Raw genomic sequence first — 24,377 nt, 5'->3', positions numbered from 1 at the left:
CGGCGGGAGAGGAGGTTGAGCGCCGCAAGAGGCGGTGAGGGCAGCGGAAACGCAGTTGCGTAAGAATCTGATGGCACAGATCGCCCGAGGCGGGCAAACAGGACGATCGCGATTGCGAAAGCAAAGCGCCAGATGGGTTCCTGGTCGCTCTCGTCGAACTACAAGACTGACACGCCAACGCGTGCGGGAAAGATGCTGCAGTGCCGGCAGAAAGCCGCAAAGCCCGGATGGCCGGCGCGTTTTGAAACCGGTGCGACTACCGGACGGTCGTCGCCGGCGTCTCGCGCGCGGTAGCGAGCGTCACGAGCACGACATCGCGCTTGTCCAGCAAATGCTGGCGCAAGATAGCCGAAAGCCGTTTGCCGTCGCGCGCTTCGAGCGCCTCGATCATTTCCTCATGATCGTGCACGGCGTGGTCCCACTTCGACTTGTGGAAATTCGACTTGAACCGCATGGCCTGAAGCCGCCGGTTGATCGACAAATAAGTCTGCCGCAGCGCGCAATTGCGCGCCGCTTCGTTGATCCTGTCGTGGATCTGCTGGTTGTAGCCATAGTAGCCCGACAAATCCTCGCGCTCGCGGCAAGCCACCATCGCGTAGTGCAGCGCCTTGATTTCCGCGATTTCGTGAGGCGTGATCCGTTCGCAGGCAAGCTCGCCCGCAAACGCCTCGAGGCCGCTCATCAGTTCGAACATCTCATCGATTTCCGACTCCGCCAGCTTCGAGACGGCCGCTCCGCGATTGGCCGAGATCTCGATCAGCCCCTCGGCCGCCAGCACCTTGATCGCTTCCCGTAGCGGCGTGCGCGAAATGCCCAGCGTCTCGCACAATTCCCGCTCGTTCAGCTTGACGCCGGGCGCGAGCACGCCTTTCACGATGTAATCGCGCAAATACTCCACCACCGTGTCATGCAGGCGCTGACGCGTCAGTCTGGACATAGCGGGTACGGACGCCGACTGTTCGGCCACCGCAGTATTTCGCATTCAAAATCCCTTTTCGCATTTTTGCGCCAGTTTATCGCAACTGTTCATCCAGTTCCAATGTGACTGGCCGCGAGCGGAATTTGGGATTTATCCAGCCGGTCAACGCACCCGCATCAGGACGGAGCCCGCATTACATCTGGGCGCCGATCATCCACGGCACGAATTCCTCGTTGCCGACGCCGAGCGCTTCGCTTTTGCTCTTTACGCCGGACGCAACTTCGACGATCGCGCGGAAAATCTCCTCGCCTTTCTGCCGCACCGTCGCGTGCCCTTCCATGATGTCGCCACAGTTGATGTCCATGTCGTCGCGCATCCGGTTGAACATCGGCGTATTCGTCGCGACCTTGATGGATGGCGCCGGCTTCGCGCCGAAGCACGAGCCGCGGCCGGTCGTGAACACCACGAGGTTTGCACCGCTCGCGATCTGCCCGGTCGCACCCATCGGGTCATAACCAGGCGCATCCATGAACACGAGGCCGTGCGTATCGACCGGTTCTGCATAGCGATAGACGCCCATCAGCGGCGTCGAACCGCTCTTCGCCACCGCGCCGAGCGACTTTTCGAGGATCGTCGTCAGCCCGCCGGCTTTGTTGCCTGGCGTCGGATTGTTGTCGATGCTGCCCTTTTCGCGCTCGGCATACGCTTCCCACCAGTGAATGCGCTCGACGATCTTCTCGCCCACGTCGCGCGAAATCGCACGGCGCGTCAGCAAATGCTCGGCGCCGTAGATTTCGGGCGTCTCCGACAGAATCGCGGTCCCGCCGTGCGCGACCAGCAGATCGACAGCCGCGCCGAGCGCGGGATTGGCGGTGATCCCCGAGTAGCCGTCGGAGCCGCCGCACTGCAGCGCGATATTCAGATGCGAGATCGGCAAGGGCTCGCGCTGCGCCTGATTGGCGACGGGCAGCATCTGGTCGATGGCCTTGATCGCCGCATCGACGGTCTTCTGCGTGCCGCCTTGCTCCTGCATGACGAGCGGCACCATCATTGGACCGGTCTCGATGCCGCCGGTCATGAACATCGCGCCCATCTGGTTCGCTTCGCAGCCCAGACCGATCACCAGCACGCCGGCGAAGTTCGGGTGCTTCACGAAGCCGTTGATGGTCCGACGCAGTTGTTGAATGCCCTCGCCGTTGTGATCGATGCAGCAGCCGAAGCTGTGCGTAATCGGCACGACGCCGTCCACGTTCGGGTACGCGTCGAGCCGGCCCGGCGCGCTGAAATGCTGGGCGACCATCTTGCTGACCGTCGCCGAGCAGTTCACGGTGCTGATCACACCAATGTAATTGCGCGTTGCCACCTGGCCGTCAGCGCGGCGAAAGCCCTGGAAGGTCAACGGCGTGCTCGCGGCTTCGACCGGCCTGACGTCCGCGCCGAACGCATAGTCGCGCTCGAAATCGCCCATCGACACATTGTGGACGTGCACGTGCTCGCCCGGCTCGATACGCTGCGTGGCGAACCCGATGGTCTGGCCGTAACGGCGCACGATGCTGCCGGCTTCGATTGGGCGCAGGGCGATCTTGTGGGCGGCGGGAATGTCCGCGCGGACCGTCAGGCCATCCAGTTCAGTGAGTACGGTGCCGGCCGTCAGGGCATTGCGGGCGATCGCGACGTCATCGTCGTCGTGAAGCCGGATCACGGATGAAAGCGTGTTCATGTTCGTCTCCAGATTGTGGGGGATCGACGACGCCGCGTCGTGCGCCGCTTGAGCGCATCATGGATAATCGAAACCACCCGGACAAATTGGTCTGACTACTTTTTGGCGGCTTTCGAACCGCTTTCGAGGCTATGGCGAGCATCCATCCCACCCGCAGCGTGCTGGAACATACGGTGCGGGAACTCGAACGTCACATGCTCGACGGCAGTTGGGGCGATGGTGCGCGGCTGCCTGCCGAGCGCGCGCTGGCCGCGCAGTTCGGCGTGTCCCGCGCGACGGTACGCGAGGCGATTCAGCGGCTCGTGTCGCGCGGCCTGTTGCAGACGCGGCGCGGAAGCGGGGTGTTTCTGGTTGGCCGTCAGCCGGCCCGCCTGGCGGCGCCGTGGTTGCAGTTGATCGCCGAACATCCGCCGCTGCGTGCGGATACGCTCGAATTCCGGCTCGTGTTCGAGTGTGCCGCCGCCGGTCTGGCGGCCAGGCGTGCCAGCGAGGACGAACGCGGGCAGTTACGCGACATCGTCACGCGAATGCGCGACGCCGTGCTCACCCACGACCTTGCTGCCGAAGCCGCCGCCGACGCGCAATTCCATGCCACGCTCGCTCTTGCGTCGCACAACCGCATGTTCGACCACTTCTATTCAAGCGTGATCGTGATGCTGCGCGAACATATCACCAGCAATACGTACGAGGCCACGCTCAATCACGCGCAGGCCACCGAACGTGCGCACGCGCGGTTGCTGCAACACGAGCGCATCTGCGACGCGATCTGTAGACAAGTGCCCGAAGACGCCACGCATGCGATGCGTGCGCACATCGAGTTCGTCGGACATCAATTCGAGGCGGAATAGGCTAAGCGGCGAACCAGAGCCGCGCGATTCTGCCATGCCGCGCCTGTCGAGTTATCCACAGCGTCCTCTGGACAACTTTTGTACAAGCCACCTGAAACATTGTGGGCGAAACCTTGATAAAAACGCCGCTTCGCCAGGTCGCACAAAAGTTTTCCCCGGCTCCGTGTTCCTGTTCGCAGGCGCTCCGCAGGGTTATCGAATCCGCATTGCCTTGATCCGTAAGCGAAGTTTCGGGTTATCCACAGCGGAACCGGATGCTTGTTAACTATTACTACGTATACATATACAAAGACTATAAAAACCAGGGAAGCGTCTATGAAGCCCGCTGCGCAAGCGGGCACCGGCCAGACAAAGAAATCGGGTTGGGCGTTTAAACCTTCAAACCAGCGGCACGCAGATTTCCGTGATGAGATCCGCAGGCGCGGTGTCTTTCGGGCTATTCAAATACTCTTCGAATGATGGAGCGTCGGCCGCTTTCCGTCCGGATTGCACGAGCCACGTCCCATAGAGCCATTCATACGCGGCGCGCAGATCGCTATACGGTCCCCGGTGTTCCAACACGGCATAGTCGCCACCCTGCAGATGCGCGACGGAAACCGGCGGACTCAACGTCACGGAAGTCTGAACCGGATGCGGCAACAACACGCCGGCTTTCGAGCGCAACGCGCTTTCTTCCACGACGCCGGGATTGTCGTAGTAAACGCCGATCATCCGCATCTGCGCCGCGAGCAGATTGTGTTTCGCCAGCCAGCCGAACAGTGCGTCGAACGCTTTGCCGATCTGCGGATACGGTCCAACGTGATCCACCGACAAAAGCTCAATCGGTTCCACGTGGCGGATCACTACTTCACGCATGGTCATTTGTTCATCTCCTGATAGCACCGGACGAAACCGGCTATGGGCGCGTTGCTTGCGATACTGCGCCGGCGGTGTGTAGAACACCGCCGTTGTTACCTTTGCCACCGTTCGCGGACGGCGCAGTCAAGCGCCCGCTGACGCTGAACTTTGCCGAATTTCGATAACACCTCGAATAATGGCTCACTACTATCGGCTGAAACCTGTCCGCCCATGCACCGCAAAGCCTTGCGGCGTCGAGCCGGCGGCACCATCAGGGAGCACCCGATGAAATCAGAGTCCAAAAGTCAGCATGTCGGCAAAGTCACGCATCACGAGTTGAAGCAGACGCTCGGCACATGGCAACTGTGGGGCATTGCGGTCGGCCTCGTCATTTCCGGGGAGTATTTCGGCTGGAGCTATGGCTGGGCGAGCGCCGGTACGCTCGGCTTCGTCATCACGGCGATTTTCATTGCCGCGATGTATACCACGTTCATTTTCAGTTTCACCGAACTCACCACGTCGATTCCGCACGCGGGCGGCCCGTTCGCGTACGCCCGCCACGCTTTCGGTCCGACCGGCGGCTATCTGGCCGGCGCGGCGACGCTCGTCGAATTCGTGTTCGCGCCACCGGCCATTGCGCTTGCCATCGGCGCCTATCTGCACGTGCAGTTTCCGGGGCTCGAACCGAAACACGCGGCAATGGGCGCGTATCTCGTGTTCATGGCGCTGAATATCGTCGGCGTGCAGATTGCCGCGGCATTCGAGTTGTGCGTGACGCTGCTTGCGATCTTCGAACTGTTCGTTTTCATGGGCGTCGTGTCGCCCGGTTTTCAGTGGTCGAATTTCACGAAGGGCGGCTGGTCCGGTGCCGACACCTTCAGCATGGGCTCGTTTCATGGCATGTTCGCGGCGATTCCGTTCGCGATCTGGTTCTTCCTCGCGATCGAAGGCGTGGCAATGGCCGCCGAAGAAGCGAAGAACCCGAAGCGTTCGATTCCGATTGCCTACGTGACCGGCATTCTGACGCTGGTGGTGCTTGCCATCGGCGTGATGGTATTTGCCGGCGCGGCGGGCGACTGGACCAAGCTGTCGAACATCAACGACCCGCTGCCGCAGGCGATGAAATTCATCGTCGGCGAACATAGCGGCTGGATGCATATGCTGGTGTGGCTCGGCCTGTTCGGACTGGTTGCTTCGTTTCACGGCATTATCCTCGGCTATTCGCGGCAGATTTTCGCGCTGGCGCGCGCGGGCTATCTGCCGGAGTGGCTCTCCAAGGTGCATCCGCGCTTCAAGACGCCGCATCGGGCAATCATTGCGGGCGGCGTGGTGGGCATCGCGGCGATCTACAGCGACGAGCTGATCCAGTTCGGCGGCCAGACGCTGACGGCGAACATCGTGACGATGTCGGTGTTTGGCGCTATCGTGATGTATATCATCAGCATGTTGTCGCTGTTCAAGCTGCGCCGCGCCGAGCCGAACATGGAGCGCCCGTTCCGCGCGCCGCTGTTTCCGGTCTTTCCGGCGTTCGCGCTGGTGGCCGCGGTCATCTGCCTGGCCACGATGGTCTACTTCAATTTTCTGGTGGCGATCGTGTTCGCAATCTTTCTCGCGCTGGGCTACGTCTACTTCCTGATGACGCGGCATCAACGCGAAGCCGCGCCGGCGGACGCCCTGCTCGAAGAATGACGGATCGAGCCGCTGCGCGAGCAGCGGCGATGGAGTCGTGAAGATGAGCTACACCGAGACGATCGGCAGCCGCACATACCGCTTTGCCGATCTGAAAACCTTGATGGCGAAAGCCAGTCCGCAACGTTCCGGCGATCAACTCGCGGGCGTGGCGGCAGCGAGCGAGGAAGAACGCGTCGCGGCCAAGATGGCGCTCGCGCAGGTGCCGCTGCGCACCTTCCTCAACGAAGCGCTGATCCCCTACGAAAGCGACGAAGTCACGCGCCTCGTGATCGACGATCATTCGCCGCGGGCGTTCGCCGAGATCTCACACCTCACGGTCGGTGATTTTCGCAACTGGCTGCTGAGCAGCACGACCGATGCCGACGCGCTCACGCGTATCGCGGCGGGCCTCACGCCGGAGATGGTCGCGGCGGTGTCCAAACTGATGCGCAATCAGGATCTGATCGCGGCGGCGCGCAAACGTCCTGTGGTTACGCGCTTTCGCAACACGGTCGGCTTACCGGGGCACATGTCGGTGCGTTTGCAACCGAATCATCCGACCGATGACGTCAAAGGCATTGCCGCATCGATGCTCGACGGCCTGATGTACGGCTGCGGCGACGCGATGATCGGCATCAATCCGGCCAGCGACAATCTCGCCGCGATCACCAGGCTGCTGCTGATGGTCGACGACTTCCGCCAACGCTATCAGGTGCCGACACAATCGTGCGTGCTGACTCACGTCACCAATACGATTGCCGCGATTGAAAAAGGCGCGCCGGTCGATCTGGTGTTCCAGTCGATTGCAGGTACGGAGAAAGCGAACGCGGGCTTTGGCATTTCGCTCGCATTGTTGCAGGAAGCCTATGAAGCGGGACTCTCGCTCAAGCGCGGCACGGTCGGCAACAATCTGATGTACTTCGAAACCGGGCAGGGCAGTGCGTTGTCGGCGGATGCGCATTTCGGCGTGGATCAGCAGACCTGCGAAGTGCGCGCCTACGCGGTCGCGCGCAAGTTCAATCCGTTTCTGGTGAATACGGTGGTCGGCTTTATTGGCCCGGAGTATCTGTACGACGGTAAGCAGATCACGCGTGCCGGTCTCGAAGATCATTTCTGCGGCAAACTGCTCGGCGTGCCGATGGGTTGCGACATCTGCTACACGAACCATGCCGAAGCCGATCAGGACGACATGGACAACCTGCTCACGCTGCTCGGCGTAGCGGGCATCAACTTCATCATGGGCATTCCGGGCGCGGACGACGTCATGCTCAACTATCAGAGCACGTCCTTCCACGACGCGCTTTATGTGCGGGAGGTACTCGGCTTGCGTCGCGCGCCGGAGTTCGAAGAATGGCTGGAATCGATGCAGATCACCGACGCGCGCGGCGCGTTGCTGAGCGCGTCGACACAACAACCGCTGCTGGAAGGGGCGCCTGACTGGATGGGCATTGCATGAGCGAGTTCCTCGAAAAAAATCCATGGAACGCGCTGCGGCAATTTACCAACGCACGCATCGCGCTCGGCCGCGCGGGCAATAGTCTGCCGACTGCGCCGCTGCTCGCGTTCAACCTGTCACACGCGCAGGCGCGTGACGCCGTGCATCATCCGCTCGATACGGACCTGTTGCACGAGCAGTTGCGTGCGCAACACTTCACCACGCTGGACGTGCATAGCGCCGCACCGGATCGCGAGCATTACTTGCGGCGTCCCGATCTCGGACGACGTTTATCGGAAGAGAGTCGCGCGGCGCTGGCGGCGGTTCCTGACGACTCGCCCGAGGTGGTCTTCGTCATCGGCGATGGTCTTTCGGCATTTGCCGCATCGAAGCAATCTCTTCCGCTGCTGCAAGCCGTCATTCCGCGTCTCGCGGATTGGAAGATCGGCCCGGTCGTGGTCGCGCGTCAGGCGCGCGTCGCGCTGGGTGACGAGATCGGCGAGTTGCTCAATGCAAGATTGGTGGTGATGCTGATCGGTGAGAGGCCGGGTTTGAGCTCGCCCGATAGCCTAGGCATCTATCTGACGTACGGGCCGAAAGTCGGTTGCAGCGACGCGCAACGCAACTGTATTTCGAATGTGCGTCCAGAAGGACTCGACTATCCGCTGGCCGCGCACAAACTGCACTATCTGCTGACGCACGCAAGGCGTTTGGGTCTTACGGGTGTCGGCCTGAAAGACGACAGCGATGCGCTGCTGGCAGACACACCAGCAGCACCCGCAATTAGCGGCGATTCAAACCCGGGCGCCGCGTAACAGATCGCGTAGCGGATCAGGCATCGGCTCGCTGCACCGGATGCGTTTCCAGCCACGCGTTTTCGTCGTCCTCGAAAAGACGGGAGCGCGTCAGGAACCGCAAACCGCTCGGCCGCTCCAGAGAGAACATTCCGCCATTACCCGGCACCACGTCGATGATCAACTGCGTGTGCTGCCAGTATTCGAATTGCGATTCGCTCATATAGAACGGCACGTCCGCAATCGTGCCGAGTTTCACATCGGACGAACCGACCATGAACTCGCTTTGAGGAAACATCATCGGCGCGCTGCCGTCGCAGCATCCACCGGATTGATGGAACAGCACGGCCCCGTGCTCCGCGCGCAGCTTGTCGATCAGCTCGACAGCGGCAGGCGTTGCAATTACGCGGGCAACTTCTTTCTCATCAGCCATCACATGTCCTCGTGAAAAAAAGAGCGAGCCGCGCAACGCGGCCCGCTCGAACAGGAACGCGATGCTTAGAAGAAACCGAGCGGCTTGTCGCTATAACTGACGAGCAGGTTCTTGGTCTGCTGATAATGGTCGAGCATCATCTTGTGATTCTCGCGGCCAATGCCAGACTGCTTGTATCCGCCGAACGCCGCATGTGCCGGATAGGCGTGATAGCAATTGGTCCACACGCGGCCTGCCTGAATCTGCCGGCCGAAGCGATATGCGCGCGTACCGTCGCGCGTCCATACGCCGGCACCGAGGCCGTAGAGCGTATCGTTGGCGATTTCGAGTGCCTCTTCTTCGTTCCTGAATGTCGTGACGGAGACGACCGGTCCGAAGATCTCTTCCTGGAAGATGCGCATCTTGTTGTTGCCGCGAAATACGGTCGGCTTCACGTAATAGCCTTTGCTCAACTCACCGCCAAGCGTATTGCGTTCGCCGCCAATCAGACATTCGGCGCCTTCCTGTTTGCCGAGATCCACATATGAGAGGATTTTTTCGAGTTGCTCCTGCGAGGCCTGCGCGCCGATCATCGTCTTCGTGTCGAGCGGATGCCCTTGCGTAATCGCCGCGACGCGCTTTAGCGCGCGTTCCATGAAGCGGTCGTAAATCTTTTCATCGATCAATACGCGCGACGGACAGGTACACACCTCGCCCTGATTCAGCGCAAACATCGCGAAGCCTTCGAGTGCCTTGTCGAAAAAGCTGTCGTCCTCGTTCATCACGTCGGCGAAGAAAATATTCGGGCTTTTGCCGCCGAGTTCGAGCGTGACGGGAATGATGTTCTGGCTTGCGTACTGCATGATCAGGCGCCCGGTCGTGGTTTCGCCGGTAAATGCGATCTTGGCGATACGCTTGCTCGACGCGAGCGGCTTGCCGGCTTCGAGACCGAAACCATTGACCACATTCAGCACACCCGGCGGCAGCAAGTCCTGAATCAGTTCGATCAGCACGAGGATCGACGCCGGTGTCTGCTCGGCAGGCTTGAGCACCACGCAGTTGCCGGCGGCAAGTGCGGGCGCGAGCTTCCACACGGCCATCAGGATCGGGAAGTTCCACGGAATGATCTGGCCGACTACGCCAAGCGGCTCATGAAAGTGATATGCGACCGTGTCGTGGTCGATCTCTGAGAGCGAGCCTTCCTGCGCACGCACGGCGCCGGCGAAATAGCGCAAGTGATCGATCGCGAGCGGAATGTCGGCGGCCGCGGTTTCGCGCAACGGCTTGCCGTTGTCGATCGTCTCGGCCACGGCGAGACGTTGCAGGTTCGCTTCCATGCGGTCGGCAATGCGATTCAGGATATTCGCACGATCCGCAGCCGAGGTTTTGCCCCACGCCGTTTTCGCACGATGCGCGGCGTCGAGCGCGAGTTCGATGTCGGCTTCGCGCGAACGGGGGATCGAGGTAAACGGCTCGCCGGTGATCGGCGACACGTTGTCGAAGTACTCGCCGCCCACGGGCTTCACCCACTCGCCGCCGATAAAGTTCGCATACTGCTTTTTGTACGGGAATTCGGTGGTCAGAAATTGCATCTCTGCGTGATTCATCTGTGTGCTCCTCACATGTTTGAATGGGCTATATTCGGCGCGATATTTCGCTTGGCCGCGACAGGCTACAGCCAGAAGTGTGCCAATGCACCGCGCTGGTGACTCGTGCACACGCGACAGGCACTCGCGCACGGCATGGCGCGTCGCGCTGTTCCCATCGGCGAGGAGGCAACGTCCCGTTTCTGAGCAGTGTGTGCGGTGCTGTTCATCAAATGAACAGTGGGCCTGGCGTGTGCCGGTACGATTCGGGTGGGCAAGGTGTCGGGGTCGTTCGGCATGGGAATTGCCTTTCCCTTTCACCCTCATATCCCGTTTGCGCAGATCCGGTATGACGACTGACACTTCCGGCGACAGCTTGCCAGCCTCGACGCTCACACCACAGCCGAGCTTCTGCGTGCAGACCCGCGTCGCCCATGACGCCGATGAGCAGGCGCGCAACCTTCACGGCTGGAGCCAGACCTACGACCAGTTGACAGCCGGGTGCTTTGTCGGCGGCCTGACGGAATTGTGTCTCGACCACACGCAGGTGTTTGTCGAAACGACCAGCCATACGCTGCGGCAAACCTGCGAAGTGCAGAAGGACGCCTACTGGTTTGGCATCCCGACTTGCCCCGCGGGGTCGGGGCGTATCGACGCGCAGGTGATCGCCGGCGACGCGCTCGCGTTTCGTCCGGGCGGGATCGAATTCGAACTGCTAACCTCGGCGGGTTACGAGATTTTCGGCGTGGTGGTTAAAGGCGAAGTGCTGCGCCGTTACGCGGCGCAAGTGGAGCGCGTCGGTCTGGCCGACCATGTGCCGAACACGCCGGTCGTGCCGATCGGCATGGCGCGCAAGGAGCAGTTGTGCGCCACGCTGCGCCAGTTGCTCGACGACGGCGCGGCGCGCGGCGCGCCGCTATCGTCGGTTGGTCGCAACAATCTGCAGGCCGCAGTGCTGGCTTCGCTATTCGACGTGGGCGCGTTGCCCGCCTCGGAGCCGGTTGCGATGCCGGCGCGTCCGCGCAGTCAGTCGATCGTATCGGAGGCGCGCGACTATGTGCTGCTCAATCGCGACCGGGCGGTGAGCGTGCCCGAGTTGTGTGGGCAACTGCATGTGAGCCGGCGCACGCTGCAATACTGCTTTCAGGACGTGCTCGGCATGGCGCCCGCCACGTATCTGCGCGCGATTCGCCTGAATGGCGCGCGGCGCGATCTGTCGAATGCAGCGCGCGAATCATGCTCGGTGCAGGACGTCGCAACGGCGTGGGGCTTCTGGCACCTGAGCCAGTTCGCGACCGATTACCGGAAGCTCTTCGGCATGCGGCCTTCGGAGACGTTGAAGGCGGCGGCCGACGCTCGCGTTGAAAGGGCCGGCGCGTTCAACGCGGTTGCTTTGGCGCACCACTGATCTGACCGGCTGCAACGGCGCCGCACCGCGTCGCGCGCCAGGCCGCAAGCTTCGCTACCCCGTCACTTGCGCAACAGCCGCAATCCGTTCGCGACCACCAGCAGGCTCGCGCCCACATCGGCGAAGACGGCCATCCACATCGTGCCCAGACCGATCACGGTCAGCACGAGGAACAGGCTCTTGATACCCAACGCAAGCGTGATGTTCTGCACCAGCACCGCATGCGTCGCCTTCGACAGGCGAATGAACGACGGAATCTTCCGTAGATCGTCGTCCATCAACGCGACGTCGGCGGTTTCGATTGCCGTGTCGGTGCCCATCGCGCCCATCGCGAAGCCGATGTCGGCGCGTGCCAGTGCGGGCGCGTCATTGATGCCGTCGCCCACCATGCCGACCGTCGCGTGATCCTTCGACCACTGCGCGATCGCGTTGAGCTTGTCTTCCGGCAACTGATTGCCGCGCGCTTCGTCGACACCGACCTGCTGCGCGATCGCAGCGGCCGTGTGCGGGTTGTCACCGGTGAGCATGGCCGTTTTCACGCCGAGGCGCTGCAATTCGGCGATCGCGGCGCGGCTTGACTCCTTCACCGTATCGGCGACCGCGAACAGCGCGAGCACGCGTTCGGCGTCCACCAGCATCACGACGGTTCTGCCCTGGCGTTCGAGCGCATCGAGCCGTGCTTCGAGCGACGCCGAACAGCGTCCGAGTTCTTCAACCAGCCGATGATTGCCGAGCCAGTAGGACAAGCCGTCGATCTCGCCGCGCACGCCGCGTCCAGTGAGCGCTTCGAACGCGCCGACCGTCAGACTGGTCACGCCGTCGGCCTTCGCCGCCGCCGCGAGCGCCATCGATACAGGATGATCGGAGCGTCCCGCAAGGCTCGCCGCAAGCGTGCGGCAACGGGCGGCGTCGACCTCGGCGAGTATCTCGAACTCGGTTTGCACGGGCTTGCCGTGGGTAATCGTGCCGGTTTTGTCGAGCGCGAGCCGGGTCAGCTTGCGGCCCCGTTCGAGATAGGCGCCGCCCTTGATCAGAATGCCTTTGCGGGCGGCTGCGGCGAGACCGCTGACGATGGTCACCGGCGTCGAGATCACGAGCGCGCAGGGGCACGCGATCACCAGCATCACCAGCGCCTTGTAGATCCACGTTTGCCACGGCCCGCCGAACAGGAGCGGCGGCACGACGGCCACGGCGAGCGCGACGGCGAACACGATCGGCGTATACACGCGAGCGAACTGATCGACGAAGCGCTGCGTCGGCGCCTTGGTGGCCTGGGCCTCCTCGACTGCATGGATGATGCGGGCCAGGGTCGTATTGCTGGCGGCGGCGCTGACGCGATAGTCGAACGAGCCGGTCTGGTTGATCGTGCCGGCGAACACCGCGTCGCCTACCGCTTTATCGACCGGCAGGCTTTCGCCGGTGATCGGCGCCTGATCCACGGTCGAGCGGCCCGCTACGATCTCACCGTCGAGTGCGATCCGCTCGCCCGGTTTCACGCGCACCACCGCGCCAAGCGCAATCGCCTTGAGCGCCGTTGACCGCCAACTGCCATCGGGCTGTTGCACGCTGGCCTGTTCGGGCGTGAGTTGCATGAGGCCCTGGATCGCATTGCGGGCGCGGTCGAGCGACTTCGCCTCGATCAGTTCGGCAATGGTGAAGAGCACCATCACCATTGCGGCTTCCGGCCATTGCCGCAGGATTAGCGCGCCGGTCACCGCGATGCTCATCAGCGCGTTGATGTTCAGGTTGCCGTTGCGGATCGCGAGCCAGCCCTTGCGGTACGTCGTGAGGCCGCAGGAGAGGATGGCAAGGATCGCCAGAGCCGCCGGCAGCCAGGCCGGCGCGCCGAGCCAGCCGGCGGCTTCTGAACCCGCCGCGGCCACACCGGCGAGCGCCAGCGGCCACCACGGTTTGGGCGGCGCGTGCGGAGCAGTTGTGGGCGTGGAGTCCTGAGCGGCGTTCGCCAGTTCCGGCGTGAAATCGAGCGAGCGAAGCGCGGCGAGGATCGAATCGAGCGCTTCAGGCGCATGGACGACTGTCAGGATCCGCTGCATCAGGTTAAATTCCATGCTGCGCACGTCCGCCATGCGGCTGAATTTCTTGCGGATCAGCGCTTCTTCGGTCGGGCAATCCATCTGCATGATGCGGATGGCGGTGCGCATGTCACTGCCGACGGCTTCTGATTGCGGCAACCGGCTCGGTGCGGGCGCGGCTGCTGCGGGCGTGCAGCAAGCCGCGCCGCTTGGCGCGGGAACGCAGCAAGCCGCGTCCACGTGACTGTGAGCGGGCGCGCAGCAATGATCGCTCTGGTCGTGGTCTTGCGCGGGGTGGCCCTCGCCGCAGTTCGCCCCGTGCTCATGGGGCTGTTCATGCACGTGGGCATGGCCGTCGTGCCCGTCGGTACGGGCTTCCGGCCGTTCGAGACGGTCGGCTTCGGCGTGGTTGGCTTGACGCATGGTGGCTTCCTGGTTCGATTTGTGGTCTAGTAAACACCTTGAAGCCACTACAAGGTCAAGGCCATCATCCGGAGGGTCCATGAAAATCGGCGAATTGGCGAAAATCGCCCATTGCACGACCGAAACCATCCGTTTCTACGAAAAAGAGAGCCTGTTGCCGGAAGCGGAGCGCACCGGGGCCAATTACCGCAGTTACACGGCAAAGCACGTCGAACGGCTGCGTTTTATCCGTAATTGCCGCGCGCTCGACATGACGCACGACGAAATTCGTGGGTTGCTGCGTCTGACCGACGCACCGGCCACCGGCTGCGGCGGCATCAATGCCCTGATTGACGAGCACATCGCGCACGTCGACACCCGCATCGAAGAACTGAAGCAACTGAAAGTGCAATTGACCACGCTGCGCGAGCAATGCCACGGCGAACAGGCCGTGGAAGACTGCGGCATCGTGCAGGGTCTCACCGAAATGGATGTGAGCGCACCGCGTGCGCGGCATACGCATCTGGGTTGATGTGCTTCAGCCGCCGTCACCTCGACCGCGGCGACCCACCCACGGCCGGGCCGTTCGTGCGGCGCGCCGTATCAACAATCGAATCCAGTTGGAGAAGCAACGTGTTTACCTGTAGAAACCAGTCCTGCGACGCGCAGTGGGAGCAATCGGACGTCGTCATCAAGAATGAAGGGCAGGGCCTCCTGTTCCGTTGCCCGATGTGCGGCGCGCGCAATTACGTCGAGCGTTTCGACGCGGACGACGGCTCGGTGCTGTACGAGCAGATAGAAGGCCGTCCCGCCACCGGCCCCATGGCCGAATAGTTTTTTGCTTCCAGCCGATTGCGAGCCATCACACCTATGAACAGTCCCACTACGGCGGGCGCGCCGTTTAGCCAGCTATCGCTGCCGCCCGCGACGCTCGCTAACCTGACGCAGCTCGGTTACGTCGAGATGACGCCGATTCAGGCCGCGAGCCTGCCCATCGCGCTTGCCGGCCATGATCTGATTGCCCAGGCGAAAACCGGCAGCGGCAAGACCGCGGCGTTTTCGCTGGCGCTGCTGGCGCGCCTCGACGTGCGCAACTTCGCCGTGCAGGCAATGGTGCTGTGCCCGACGCGCGAACTCGCCGACCAGGTCACGCAGGAAATCCGGCGCCTCGCGCGCGCCGAAGAAAACATCAAGGTGCTGACGTTGTGCGGCGGCACGCCGATGCGTCCGCAAACGGCGAGTCTCGAACACGGTGCGCACATCGTGGTCGGCACGCCGGGCCGCATCATGGATCACCTTGAGCGCGGCAGCCTGCCGCTGCAGTCGCTCAATACGCTGGTGCTCGACGAAGCGGACCGCATGCTCGACATGGGTTTCTTCGACGACATCGCCACCGTCGTGAAGCAATGCCCGAAAGAACGGCAAACGCTGCTGTTCTCGGCGACGTATCCCGAAGGCATCGTCAAACTCAGCCAGCAATTCCTGCGCAATCCGAAGGAAGTCAAACTCGCGGAACGGCACGACAACACCAAGATCCGCCAGCGCTTCTATGAAGTGACCGAAGACGAGCGTCTGCACGCGGTCGGTCTGCTGTTGAACCACTATCGTCCGGTCAGCACGCTGGCGTTCTGCAATACCAAGCAGCAATGCCGCGATCTGCTCGACGTGCTGCGCGCGCAGGGTTTTCATGCGCTCGCGCTGCATGGCGAGCTCGACCAGCGTGAACGCGATCAGGTGCTGATCCAGTTCGCCAACCGCAGCTGCTCGGTGCTGGTGGCCACCGACGTCGCCGCGCGCGGTCTCGACATCGCGCAGCTCGAAGCCGTGATCAACGTCGACGTAACGCCGGATCCGGAAGTGCATGTGCATCGTATCGGCCGCACGGGCCGCGCCGATCAGGAAGGCTGGGCGCTGAGTCTCGCGAGCATGAGCGAGATGGGCCGTGTCGGCAGTCTCGAACAGGCGCAAAAACGCGACGTCGAATGGCACAAGTTGTCCGAACTTACGGCAACGAGCAACGAGCGACTGTTGCCGCCCATGGAAACGTTGCAGATTCTCGGCGGCCGCAAGGAAAAGATCCGTCCCGGCGACGTGCTCGGCGCGCTGACCGGCGAGGCGGGTTTCGCCGGCTCGCAGATCGGCAAGATCAACGTGACGGAAATGTCCACTTACGTGGCGGTGGAGCGTAGCGTCGCGCGCGATGCCGTGCGCAAGCTCAGCGCCGGCAAGGTGAAGGGCAAGAAGGTCAAAGTCCGCCTGATGGACGACGCCTGATGGTCGAGGCCTGAGGCGAAGCCGGTCGCGAGCGCTCCGCTCGCGACCGTGAGCATCACATTACGTCATACCTCTGCAGTTTTCCGCGTTCTTCACGCGGCCTCGTTTCTTCCCCGAAAGCACCGATCTGACTGGCTTCGCCCGTGGCGGCGCGGCTTCGCGTCAGCCATGACTTAAACGCATGCGGCGCATGACAAAGTTTCGATTGTGACGGTTCTTTGGCTGATGCCTAATCACCAAACCAGAAGGGACCGCCGCGCAGCAGGCCGTCCGTGATTCGCTGCCGGATGGAGAAAGGGAGAAAGCCTTATGCAGAGCGCCATGCAAGCCCGCTCGAAGTTGCCTGATGTGGGCACGACGATTTTTACCGTGATCGGTCAACTGGCCGCGCAATACGATGCGCTGAACCTGTCGCAAGGCGCGCCGAATTTCGCGCCGGACGCCAGCCTGATCGACGGCGTCGCTCAGGCCATGCGCGCCGGTCATAACCAGTACGCGCCGATGGCCGGCATCGCCGCTTTGCGCGAAGCGCTCGCCGACAAGGTCGCCACGCTGTACGGCGTGCGCTACGACCCGGCCAGCGAAGTGACCGTGATCGCCAGCGCGAGCGAAGGGCTGTATTCGACGATCAGCGCATTGGTGCATCCGGGCGACGAGGTGATCTACTTCGAGCCTTCGTTCGACAGCTATGGCCCGATTGTCCGCCTGCAAGGCGCCACGCCCGTGGCGATCAAACTGTCGTTGAATGATTTCCGGGTCGACTGGGACGAGGTTGCCGCCGCGATCACGCCAAAGACCCGCATGATCATCATCAACACGCCGCACAATCCGACCGCGACCGTGTTCAGCGAAGCCGACGTCGCGCGCCTGAAGGCCATTACGCGCAATACCGATATCGTGATTCTCGCCGACGAGGTCTACGAACACGTGGTGTTCGACGGCGCAAAACATCAAAGCATGGCTTGCCATGCCGAACTCGCGGAGCGCAGCGTAATCGTTTCGTCGTTCGGCAAGTCGTATCACGTGACCGGATGGCGCGTCGGCTACTGCCTCGCACCCGCTGCATTGATGGACGAGATTCGCAAAGTCCATCAGTTCATGGTGTTTTCTGCCGATACACCGATGCAGTACGCGTTTGTCGACGCATTGGCCAGGCGCGAAAGCTATCTCGGCTTGTCCGCGTTCTATCAGAAGAAGCGCGATCTGCTCATGGACGCACTGCGCGATTCGCGCTTCGAACTGCTGCCGAGTGAGGGCAGCTTCTTCATGCTCGCGCGTTTTCGCGGCTTCTCAGAGGAAAGCGATAACGATTTCGTGCTGCGCCTGATTCGCGATGCGCGCGTCGCGACGATTCCTCTTTCAGCGTTTTATACCGACGGCACGGATTCCGGCTTGATCCGCCTGAGCTTCTCCAAGGACGATGCGACTTTGATCGAAGGCGCGCGCCGCCTGTGCGAAATCTGATCGGGGCAGTGACGGCCCTGCGCGATGGCCGTATTTTTGATCGCAGTATGATCGTCGCGCCATCACGTATCCGCGCGCCGCAGCACGGCGTGACAATAAATCGAAGGGAAAGGGATCTGCTATGAAATTGCTCAAGCCTCTATTGGCACTGGCCTGCGCATTTGCGTCGCTGGCGGCTGCATCTGCCGTGAGCGCTGCCGACACCTCGACGCTGCGTTTCGGCCTCGAAGCGCAATACCCGCCGTTCGAATCGAAGGGGCCGAATGGTGAGTTGCAGGGGCTGGATATTGACGTCGGCAATGCGGTCTGCACCGCTGCGCATATGACCTGCAAATGGGTCGAGACTTCGTTCGACGGGCTGATTCCCGCGCTGCAGGGCCGCAAGTTCGACGCGATCAATTCGGCGATGAACGCGACCGAACAACGCCGGCAGGCGATTGATTTCACCACCGTCGTGTACCGCGTGCCGACGCAGCTGATCGCGAAGCGCGACAGCGGTCTGCTGCCGACAACTGCCTCGCTGAAGGGCAAACGCGTGGGCGTGTTGCAGTCGTCGATTCAGGAAACTTTCGCCAAGGCGCATTGGGAATCGGCGGGTGTGACTGTCGTGCCGTATCAGGACCAGAACCAGGTTTATACGGATCTCGTGGCAGGCCGTCTCGACGCGACACTCGTGCTGGCGCCGGCCGGACAGACAGGTTTTCTGTCGAAGCCGAACGGCGCCGGTTACGCCTTTGTCGGCGAGCCGGTGCGCGACGACAAGATTCTCGGCAGCGGCATTGCATACGGGATTCGCAAGGGCGATACGGCGTTGCGTGATCGCCTGAATGCGGCGATTGCAAAGGTGCAGGCCGATGGCACGGTGAAGACGCTGGCCACGAAATATCTAGGCAATATCGACGTGACGGCGAAGTGATCTGGCGCGAGTCTGGATGCGCCGCGTTGATCGTGTTGTGGATGACGGGCTGTTCGTTCGGCTGGTTGACGCGGAGCGTTTGCCGGCTACGAATACGCAGGCCTTGCTGCGTATTGAAGGGAATTGCTACGGCCGGCCCGGAGCCTTGCTCTCCGGCCTTTTGCGTTCTAGCGATGCGTAATGCGGCACCATTGGTAAGGAAAAACACCTTGGCCGACATAGGCCCAGTAGGTGATGCAGGAGGTGGCGTCGACAGTGAAACCGTGCCGCTCCAATGCGGGCCGCGCCTGTTCGACCAGTTGCTTATTTTCCCTGACCACATCTCGCACATCATCATGCCTGAGGTCTAGCCGGCACATGCGCCTGTCGGCGGAATTGGGTGTCCATTGCAGGCTCGCGTGAAGATGCAGGCGATCGATCGCGGCTTGCATGATGTTGCAGCCTTTTACGCCATCCGCCAGGCCGATTGCGTTCGCGATCCGATCCATCTTTGCTACGTTGTCGACGCGCCAGTTATATCGGCCTTCGACGATCGCATACGCAGGACCGCCGCGAGAGCGCAGGATGTCCGCTATGTGCCGGTCGAATTGCGGTGAATAGGGAAAGCTGCCGTCGATCTGCGTGAATGCGACCGACACGGGAAAGAACTGCACTATCCAGCCCCAGGGCGGATCACCGCCGACGATCACCGCCGTCGTGTTCTGAGGGCTATCCAGCACGGGCACGTCGGCACGAAAAGCCGCCCTTGCCCAGCGCTCATGTCCCCACGTTTCGACACCACCGGCCACGACAACTGCTGTCGTGACGCAGAGCAACCACACGGCGACTCGCCGCGCCGTCAGGTAAGGCAAGAGCCGGTTGAGCAGCAGATACGCGACGAGCGGCGTAAGCGTTTCGATCGGAACCACGTAGCGGTAGATGCTGAAAAGAATCATCCACAGGAAGTAGCCCAGTGCCACGAAAGTCACGACGTATGCCGCTCGTGAATTCAGTCGCCGCGCGCGAGGCCGGCTGCGCACCAACTCCGCAACGCGGGTGGCGGTCAGCGCCCAGAAAAGCACATACACGATTGGCCAGATGATCTGACGCAGGTGCGCTTGTCCGACGCGCTTCGAATCGAATGCAAAGACGAACGGCCAGAGAACGTATTCGCGCGCGTTTTTCGGCAGCCACGATTGATCCGCGACGCCGCTCGGCGGAGTGAGCGGATTGGGGAAGACCGAGCTGAACTGCGGAAAGAACGGGTTGCCGAACGTATGCCACATTACCGCCATCCAGTATCCACCCGCAGCCAGCAGGCCAGCGAGTGCGCCCACGCCGAACAGGAACGCAGCGCGCACTCGCGCGGGCGGTGTTGCCGGCAATAGAAGCAACCCGGCGCAAAGGGCCACCGCAAAAGGCGCATTGGTCAGCTTGAGGCCCATGCCGAGGCCGGCGACGAGGCCCGCGCCGATTAGTGCCGCAGCGGTGGCCGCAGACCACATCGGCAGCCTGTCCCACAGATGAAGAACCAGAAGCAGCGAGGTGAGCACGAACAGCGTGGTCGTGTCGTCGCCCATCGAATTACCGAAGCCGGACAGAAAATTCGCTGTCAGGATGCCCGCGGCGGCGAGCAGCAAAGGGGTGCGGTTCGCGTCTTCGGGCGCAAGCTCTGGCAGCGTTCGACGGATGATCGACAGCAGCAGCACGAAATTGAGGCCGTGCAACGTGCCCATGATGGAGCCTACCAGCGGCGCGGCAAACGCCCGGTTCAACGCGTAGTAGAAGACGTCGAGCATTGGATTGAAGTAGGTCTGCATGCCGGCCGGTGCGAAGTCGGTATGCAGCTTGCCGTTCAGGAACGCGAAGCCGTTGTACTGGTGATAGTTGAACCCGTCCCAATTGCGGTCCTGGCCGAGAAAAAGCGACCACAGGCCGAACAGGATCGGTACCCACACGCGTGCGGCGGCGGTCAGACGAGGGTCGTTGAGATCCCATGACAAGGTCCGCTGCCAGAAGGCGCGGCGGGCAGGGCGGTCGATCATGTTCATGTTTTTATCGTTGCTGGGGAAACGCAAAGTTTCGCGCCGCTGGGATGGGCGGCGAAGGCAGACGACATGGTATCGGAAGGCGAACTGGCCAAGGTCGGCCCGCACAGTGCGTGCGTGGAGCCCGGAAAGCAAAACGCCCGACCACCCCGATTGGTGTCGGGGTGTCGGGTTCAACAACCCGCGCAAAGGGGGGGCGCAGCATGCGCCCTGTTCCCGTTCACGCTGAGCAAACACTACCCCCTTCCAATGTCGACGCCGTTGTCGGACGCGAACGTGAAGCGCTCGAACAGCAGCGCACCGAGTTCATCTGTGCGCTCGCTGCGGCCGAGCAATCCCTCAAGACTTTTCTCCGGGGTTCGCTGGAACACGGCAAAGCCCGGGCGCGTATGACCCGGTTGCAAAACGAACCGCGCGTGATCCGGGGCAGGCTGGGTGCTGCAAAGAAACGTCAGAGCCTTGGCGACATTCTGGTGGAGGTTTGCCGCGAACGTGCAACGTCCGCCGAATGGCAGCGCATCGCTGCCGACGCACAGCAGCGGCATGACGAGCAAGGGGCGCTCAAGGACAGCGGCGCACTGCGGGCGGCTCGACCGGTAGAACACGGCTGAGTGCGACACCAGTCAGCCGATCCCTTACAACGGGGCTGCGGCCGCTCTTGGCAAACCTGTGTCTTACACAGAGTATCCTGTCGCGCTCGGTAATCCGAAAGTGGCGGGAAATGTCTATTACCCAATTCAAAAACAAGGATTTCCGGCAATGGGCAATCAGGCATCAACGAGGCAGAGATTTCATCGTTTATTCTGACTACAGGTTCGTTCCCTTTCTCCCCCGATAAGGGCGCACCTATGAGCGCAAGACTCAGATTTAGAGGGCAGCAATTCTTGTTGGGTTAGTCATTGTGGGTGGGGTATTTCATGCTGCATGACCTGAATTCGAAGGCCCGCGATTGTTCCCGCAAGGTATCTCGCGATGGGCACTATATGGCGGAACTGTGCCTCATCCGGTGGGGCGGGCGGGTCTGATCCAGCCTATTTGGGCCGAGCCTACGATGCGAAAACTGGCGAATTGCTGGTACGGCGGCGATTTGCTACGCCCGTCCCTGAGCTTGAGTGGTGGAATGACGAGATTTCATTCTCTCGGGGCGGTGATGACACGTCGTATGTGAAGTTGCCGCCAACGCTGTATGACCGGCTAACGGCGCGATTGCCCTTACCCTAGGCTAGGACAGATTCGCCAAGATGCGGGCCTATATTTTGTCTGCCTGCTGCTAATCGAGCAAAAGAACATGCGCCGCCCATGCCTCGATCGTCGGGACATGCTGCTTCTTCGGCGGTTTTCTCGTTGTTCGCTGATCGGGTTGGCTGCGAAGTAATCCCGGCAGAAACGAAAAAGGCCTAGCCGAAGCTAAGCCTTTGAATTCTTTGGTGGGGCGTGAGTGACTCGAACACTCGACCTACGGATTAAGAGTCCCCTTCGACGCGTCACTTCACATAACTTTGTCTTAAAAATCAACTACTTGAAAATTGTCATCTCACAAGAAAGCGCGGTTACGTCACTACGCCGTTGAACCTTTGTTGAACCCGTTTTGCTGCCGGCCATGGATAATCCACCTGCGGTTTGCCGGCCGGATTGCCGTTGCCGGCTAAGCTAGGGCAATTGAGAGTTTTTGGCCCTGTCCATCGTGTGGTGAATTATCTTGATCTCTTGCAGCGATATGCAGTCGGCAACGATCTACGCCGACATATAGGTCAGCTAGCTGAGCTAACGTCAAGAGTGGTGTATGAGCCGCATCATTACGGTCGATTTCAAGCGGCGAGTTTCTGCTGGACTGGTCGATCGTCTTGCACCGGTTCGCCGTCCTCGAAGGGGGGCCTTCCAGCAATTGCTTGATCGTTTCCGGTCCGTTGATGCGGCGCCAAGTTTTCTCCGCCTCCTCAATCAGGTTGAATGCAAGACCAAGAAAGGTAGGCCGCGACACGCAGTTACGCATACGCGTCGTTCGATGACGTACCTTCGCGGATGTCGACTCGATCGCGTTGGTCGTCCGCAAATGCTGCCAGTCCTCAGCGGGGAGGTCGTAGAACGCCAACAGGCTCTCGCGATCCATTTTCAGCGTCTCGGTTGCCTTCGGATATTTCGCTGAATGGATCGACACGAAAGGGGCGAAAGCGGCGTACGCGTCGGCTCGTGTGGCAGCCATCCAGATCGTCTACATGTCCGCCTTTGCGCGTGCCCAGAAGCCCATTGCACTATCGCCGACGGCCAGTCGTGGACCCGCTTGCAAGCCCCGCGCTTCAGATCAAGCAGCGGCTCAAGCCATGATGCCTTTGTTTCCCGATACCCGTCACCGATTGCCCCGCGCTCTTTACGCCAATCCCCTCACGCCGATGATCACTAGCATGAATTGGTCATCGGAGTTCTCGCTGCGCAGCCCGGGGTGTATACCGTCGACCCGCCAATAGACGTAGTACGACTTCGACAGATCACGCCGGCTCCACGTGGCATGCTCCTCGGCCCTACGCCTTCAGCCGACTCACGACACTCCCCGACAAGCCCTTCGCGTCAGCAGCACACGCAGCGCTTCGCCCATATTGCCCGCCGAGCGGCCCTTAAGACACAGACACAGCCACGGCAGCGCCGCGCTAACACGGGGCGATTTCCTGACGTACGGCGGGACGATCTATGAATTGAACACGAGAGCTAACAAGCCCGACATCAGGATATATCGTTCGATAATGGCAATAGCTCCGATCAATAGCGGGCTAGAGTGCCAGGCCACCATAGGCGGTGGGATAGGGCTGACCGTTTTTGCTCGACGCGACCGTTCGGCGCCAACCCTCCCGGATACAACACCTTTGCGACGAAAGTTGTTTACACGATTGTAAAGGAAACATTACACTTCGCTTCTAAAAGTAAATGAGGATGCTTCTCATTTACTGGATTAAGACGATCCATTTCGCATCCGTGTGCCCCATGCAACGTGGGGATCATCCATCTTCAAGACCGCCACCATGCCCGCTCTGTTCAACACGCGGACGCGCCTGCTCGCGTCCGTCGGCGCCCTCTATTGCGCAAGTTTTCTCTCCCCCTCGCAAGCGTTCGCGCAGGCCGCGCCTGTGCAGGAGTCGGGCGATTCCTCGCCGCAAACATTGCCTGCCGTAACCGTGAATGCGACTGCGGTCCAATCGGATATGCAGGTTAAGGCGCTACCGTCTTATAAATTCACCGCGCCGTTGCTGGACACGCCACGTTCGATCACGGTCATCCCCGAAGAACTGATCAGGCAAACCAACGCAACAACCTTCGCGGACGCGCTCAAGACCGTTCCTGGTATCACCTTTCTGGGCGGCGATGCGGCGGCGAACCCGTCGGCAGATCGACCGGTGATCCGCGGCTTCGAATCGCGCAATTCGATCTTTGTGGATGGCATTCGGGACTCCGGCGTCCAGAATCGCGAGACCTTCGACATCGAGAACATCACGGTCATCAAGGGCCCGGATTCGGTTTATGCCGGCCGCGGCGCGGTGGGCGGTTCGATCGACATCGAAACCAAGATGCCGAAGAACGAGAACTTCATCACGGGCAGTGCCGGCATCGGTACTGACGCATATAAGCGCCTGACGCTCGA

20 protein-coding genes and 2 pseudogenes are annotated in these 24,377 nt (G+C 61.5%); 14 read left to right on the top strand and 8 right to left on the bottom strand.

Annotated features, from left to right (window positions below; genetic code table 11):
• Window positions 1-256: 256 nt before the first annotated feature.
• Together NE850_RS24660 and NE850_RS24655 are read right to left on the bottom strand one after the other, a co-directional pair.
• A complete protein-coding gene (locus NE850_RS24660; protein WP_165184179.1) occupies window positions 257-982 on the bottom strand; it encodes a GntR family transcriptional regulator in 726 nt (241 codons plus the stop codon).
• A gap of 130 nt (window positions 983-1,112) precedes the next feature.
• Window positions 1,113-2,639 (bottom strand): UxaA family hydrolase, encoded by a 1,527-nt coding sequence (locus NE850_RS24655; protein ID WP_007179833.1) that lies wholly within the window; start codon window positions 2,637-2,639, stop codon window positions 1,113-1,115.
• Window positions 2,640-2,770: 131 nt separating this feature from the next.
• Between NE850_RS24655 and NE850_RS24650 the strand changes: the two genes are divergently transcribed.
• Window positions 2,771-3,487, top strand: a complete 717-nt coding sequence (locus tag NE850_RS24650; protein ID WP_007179832.1) for a FadR/GntR family transcriptional regulator — start codon at window positions 2,771-2,773, stop codon at window positions 3,485-3,487.
• A gap of 378 nt (window positions 3,488-3,865) precedes the next feature.
• On the opposite strand, the gene NE850_RS24645 is transcribed toward NE850_RS24650, so the two are convergent.
• Entirely contained in the window at window positions 3,866-4,348 is a 483-nt protein-coding gene (locus tag NE850_RS24645) for a GyrI-like domain-containing protein (RefSeq protein ID WP_157187807.1), read from the bottom strand.
• A gap of 261 nt (window positions 4,349-4,609) precedes the next feature.
• On the opposite strand from NE850_RS24645, the gene eat reads away from it, so the two are divergent.
• The 3 genes from eat to eutC are packed head-to-tail and all read left to right on the top strand — an operon-like array spanning window position 4,610 to window position 8,245.
• The gene (gene eat, locus NE850_RS24640) at window positions 4,610-6,013 is read left to right on the top strand and encodes an ethanolamine permease (protein WP_007179830.1); all 1,404 of its coding nucleotides are present in this window, start codon (window positions 4,610-4,612) and stop codon (window positions 6,011-6,013) included.
• 43 nt (window positions 6,014-6,056) lie between these two features.
• Window positions 6,057-7,451, top strand: a complete 1,395-nt coding sequence (locus tag NE850_RS24635; protein ID WP_007179829.1) for an ethanolamine ammonia-lyase subunit EutB — start codon at window positions 6,057-6,059, stop codon at window positions 7,449-7,451.
• Entirely contained in the window at window positions 7,448-8,245 is a 798-nt protein-coding gene (gene eutC / locus NE850_RS24630) for an ethanolamine ammonia-lyase subunit EutC (RefSeq protein ID WP_007179828.1), read from the top strand. The genes NE850_RS24635 and eutC overlap by 4 nt, the downstream gene beginning before the upstream one ends.
• Window positions 8,246-8,261: 16 nt before the next feature.
• Here the strand turns inward: eutC and NE850_RS24625 are convergent, their stop codons facing one another.
• Both NE850_RS24625 and adh read right to left on the bottom strand, forming a co-directional pair.
• The gene (locus tag NE850_RS24625) at window positions 8,262-8,657 is read right to left on the bottom strand and encodes a DUF779 domain-containing protein (RefSeq protein WP_007179827.1); all 396 of its coding nucleotides are present in this window, start codon (window positions 8,655-8,657) and stop codon (window positions 8,262-8,264) included.
• A 65-nt stretch (window positions 8,658-8,722) separates the two neighbouring features.
• Window positions 8,723-10,243, bottom strand: a complete 1,521-nt coding sequence (gene adh, locus NE850_RS24620; protein ID WP_310699486.1) for an aldehyde dehydrogenase — start codon at window positions 10,241-10,243, stop codon at window positions 8,723-8,725.
• A 328-nt stretch (window positions 10,244-10,571) separates the two neighbouring features.
• On the opposite strand from adh, the gene NE850_RS24615 reads away from it, so the two are divergent.
• On the top strand, window positions 10,572-11,630 hold the full coding sequence (locus NE850_RS24615) for a helix-turn-helix domain-containing protein (protein ID WP_165184184.1): 1,059 nt from the start codon (window positions 10,572-10,574) through the stop codon (window positions 11,628-11,630).
• A 62-nt stretch (window positions 11,631-11,692) separates the two neighbouring features.
• Here NE850_RS24615 and NE850_RS24610 read toward each other — a convergent pair whose 3' ends face one another.
• Window positions 11,693-13,792: a heavy metal translocating P-type ATPase gene (locus tag NE850_RS24610; RefSeq protein ID WP_035517796.1), complete on the bottom strand. Its 2,100-nt coding sequence runs from the start codon at window positions 13,790-13,792 to the stop codon at window positions 11,693-11,695.
• Between the two features lie 135 nt (window positions 13,793-13,927).
• Here NE850_RS24610 and NE850_RS24605 point away from each other — a divergent pair, with 135 nt between their 5' ends.
• The 6 genes from NE850_RS24605 (at window position 13,928) to NE850_RS24580 (ending at window position 18,719) form a co-directional block, all read left to right on the top strand.
• Window positions 13,928-14,116 carry a hypothetical protein gene (locus NE850_RS24605; RefSeq protein ID WP_035517794.1) on the top strand — a complete coding sequence of 63 codons (189 nt, stop codon included), beginning with the start codon at window positions 13,928-13,930 and terminating at the stop codon, window positions 14,114-14,116.
• A 49-nt stretch (window positions 14,117-14,165) separates the two neighbouring features.
• Window positions 14,166-14,597 (top strand): Cd(II)/Pb(II)-responsive transcriptional regulator, encoded by a 432-nt coding sequence (cadR, locus tag NE850_RS24600; RefSeq protein WP_007179823.1) that lies wholly within the window; start codon window positions 14,166-14,168, stop codon window positions 14,595-14,597.
• Between the two features lie 101 nt (window positions 14,598-14,698).
• On the top strand, window positions 14,699-14,899 hold the full coding sequence (locus tag NE850_RS24595; protein WP_007179822.1) for a hypothetical protein: 201 nt from the start codon (window positions 14,699-14,701) through the stop codon (window positions 14,897-14,899).
• Between the two features lie 36 nt (window positions 14,900-14,935).
• Window positions 14,936-16,339 (top strand): ATP-dependent RNA helicase DbpA, encoded by a 1,404-nt coding sequence (dbpA, locus tag NE850_RS24590; protein ID WP_007179821.1) that lies wholly within the window; start codon window positions 14,936-14,938, stop codon window positions 16,337-16,339.
• Window positions 16,340-16,648: 309 nt separating this feature from the next.
• The gene (locus NE850_RS24585; RefSeq protein WP_007179820.1) at window positions 16,649-17,803 is read left to right on the top strand and encodes a pyridoxal phosphate-dependent aminotransferase; all 1,155 of its coding nucleotides are present in this window, start codon (window positions 16,649-16,651) and stop codon (window positions 17,801-17,803) included.
• Between the two features lie 121 nt (window positions 17,804-17,924).
• Complete coding sequence (locus tag NE850_RS24580) at window positions 17,925-18,719, top strand: ABC transporter substrate-binding protein (protein WP_007179819.1); 795 nt, start codon at window positions 17,925-17,927, stop codon at window positions 18,717-18,719.
• Between the two features lie 167 nt (window positions 18,720-18,886).
• On the opposite strand, the gene NE850_RS24575 is transcribed toward NE850_RS24580, so the two are convergent.
• Entirely contained in the window at window positions 18,887-20,749 is a 1,863-nt protein-coding gene (locus tag NE850_RS24575) for a hypothetical protein (RefSeq protein ID WP_007179818.1), read from the bottom strand.
• A gap of 200 nt (window positions 20,750-20,949) precedes the next feature.
• Between NE850_RS24575 and NE850_RS24570 the strand changes: the two genes are divergently transcribed.
• Together NE850_RS24570 and NE850_RS39540 are read left to right on the top strand one after the other, a co-directional pair.
• Window positions 20,950-21,357, top strand: a complete 408-nt coding sequence (locus NE850_RS24570; protein ID WP_157187806.1) for a hypothetical protein — start codon at window positions 20,950-20,952, stop codon at window positions 21,355-21,357.
• A gap of 110 nt (window positions 21,358-21,467) precedes the next feature.
• Window positions 21,468-21,584, top strand: a complete 117-nt coding sequence (locus NE850_RS39540; protein WP_405044900.1) for a DUF6402 family protein — start codon at window positions 21,468-21,470, stop codon at window positions 21,582-21,584.
• A gap of 970 nt (window positions 21,585-22,554) precedes the next feature.
• Here the strand turns inward: NE850_RS39540 and NE850_RS24565 are convergent.
• Window positions 22,555-23,429 (bottom strand): annotated as a pseudogene (locus tag NE850_RS24565) (transposase); the annotation flags it as partial.
• A gap of 331 nt (window positions 23,430-23,760) precedes the next feature.
• Between NE850_RS24565 and NE850_RS24560 the strand changes: the two are divergent.
• Window positions 23,761-24,270, top strand: a pseudogene (locus NE850_RS24560) (TonB-dependent receptor plug domain-containing protein); the annotation flags it as partial.
• Window positions 24,271-24,377 lie beyond the last annotated feature (107 nt).

This window comes from Paraburkholderia sp. USG1 (assembly GCF_031570135.1).
Classification (GTDB): domain Bacteria; phylum Pseudomonadota; class Gammaproteobacteria; order Burkholderiales; family Burkholderiaceae; genus Paraburkholderia; species Paraburkholderia dioscoreae.
The sequence above is the reverse complement of the archived record's forward strand: the minus strand, read 5'-3'. Positions and strand labels throughout refer to the sequence as shown.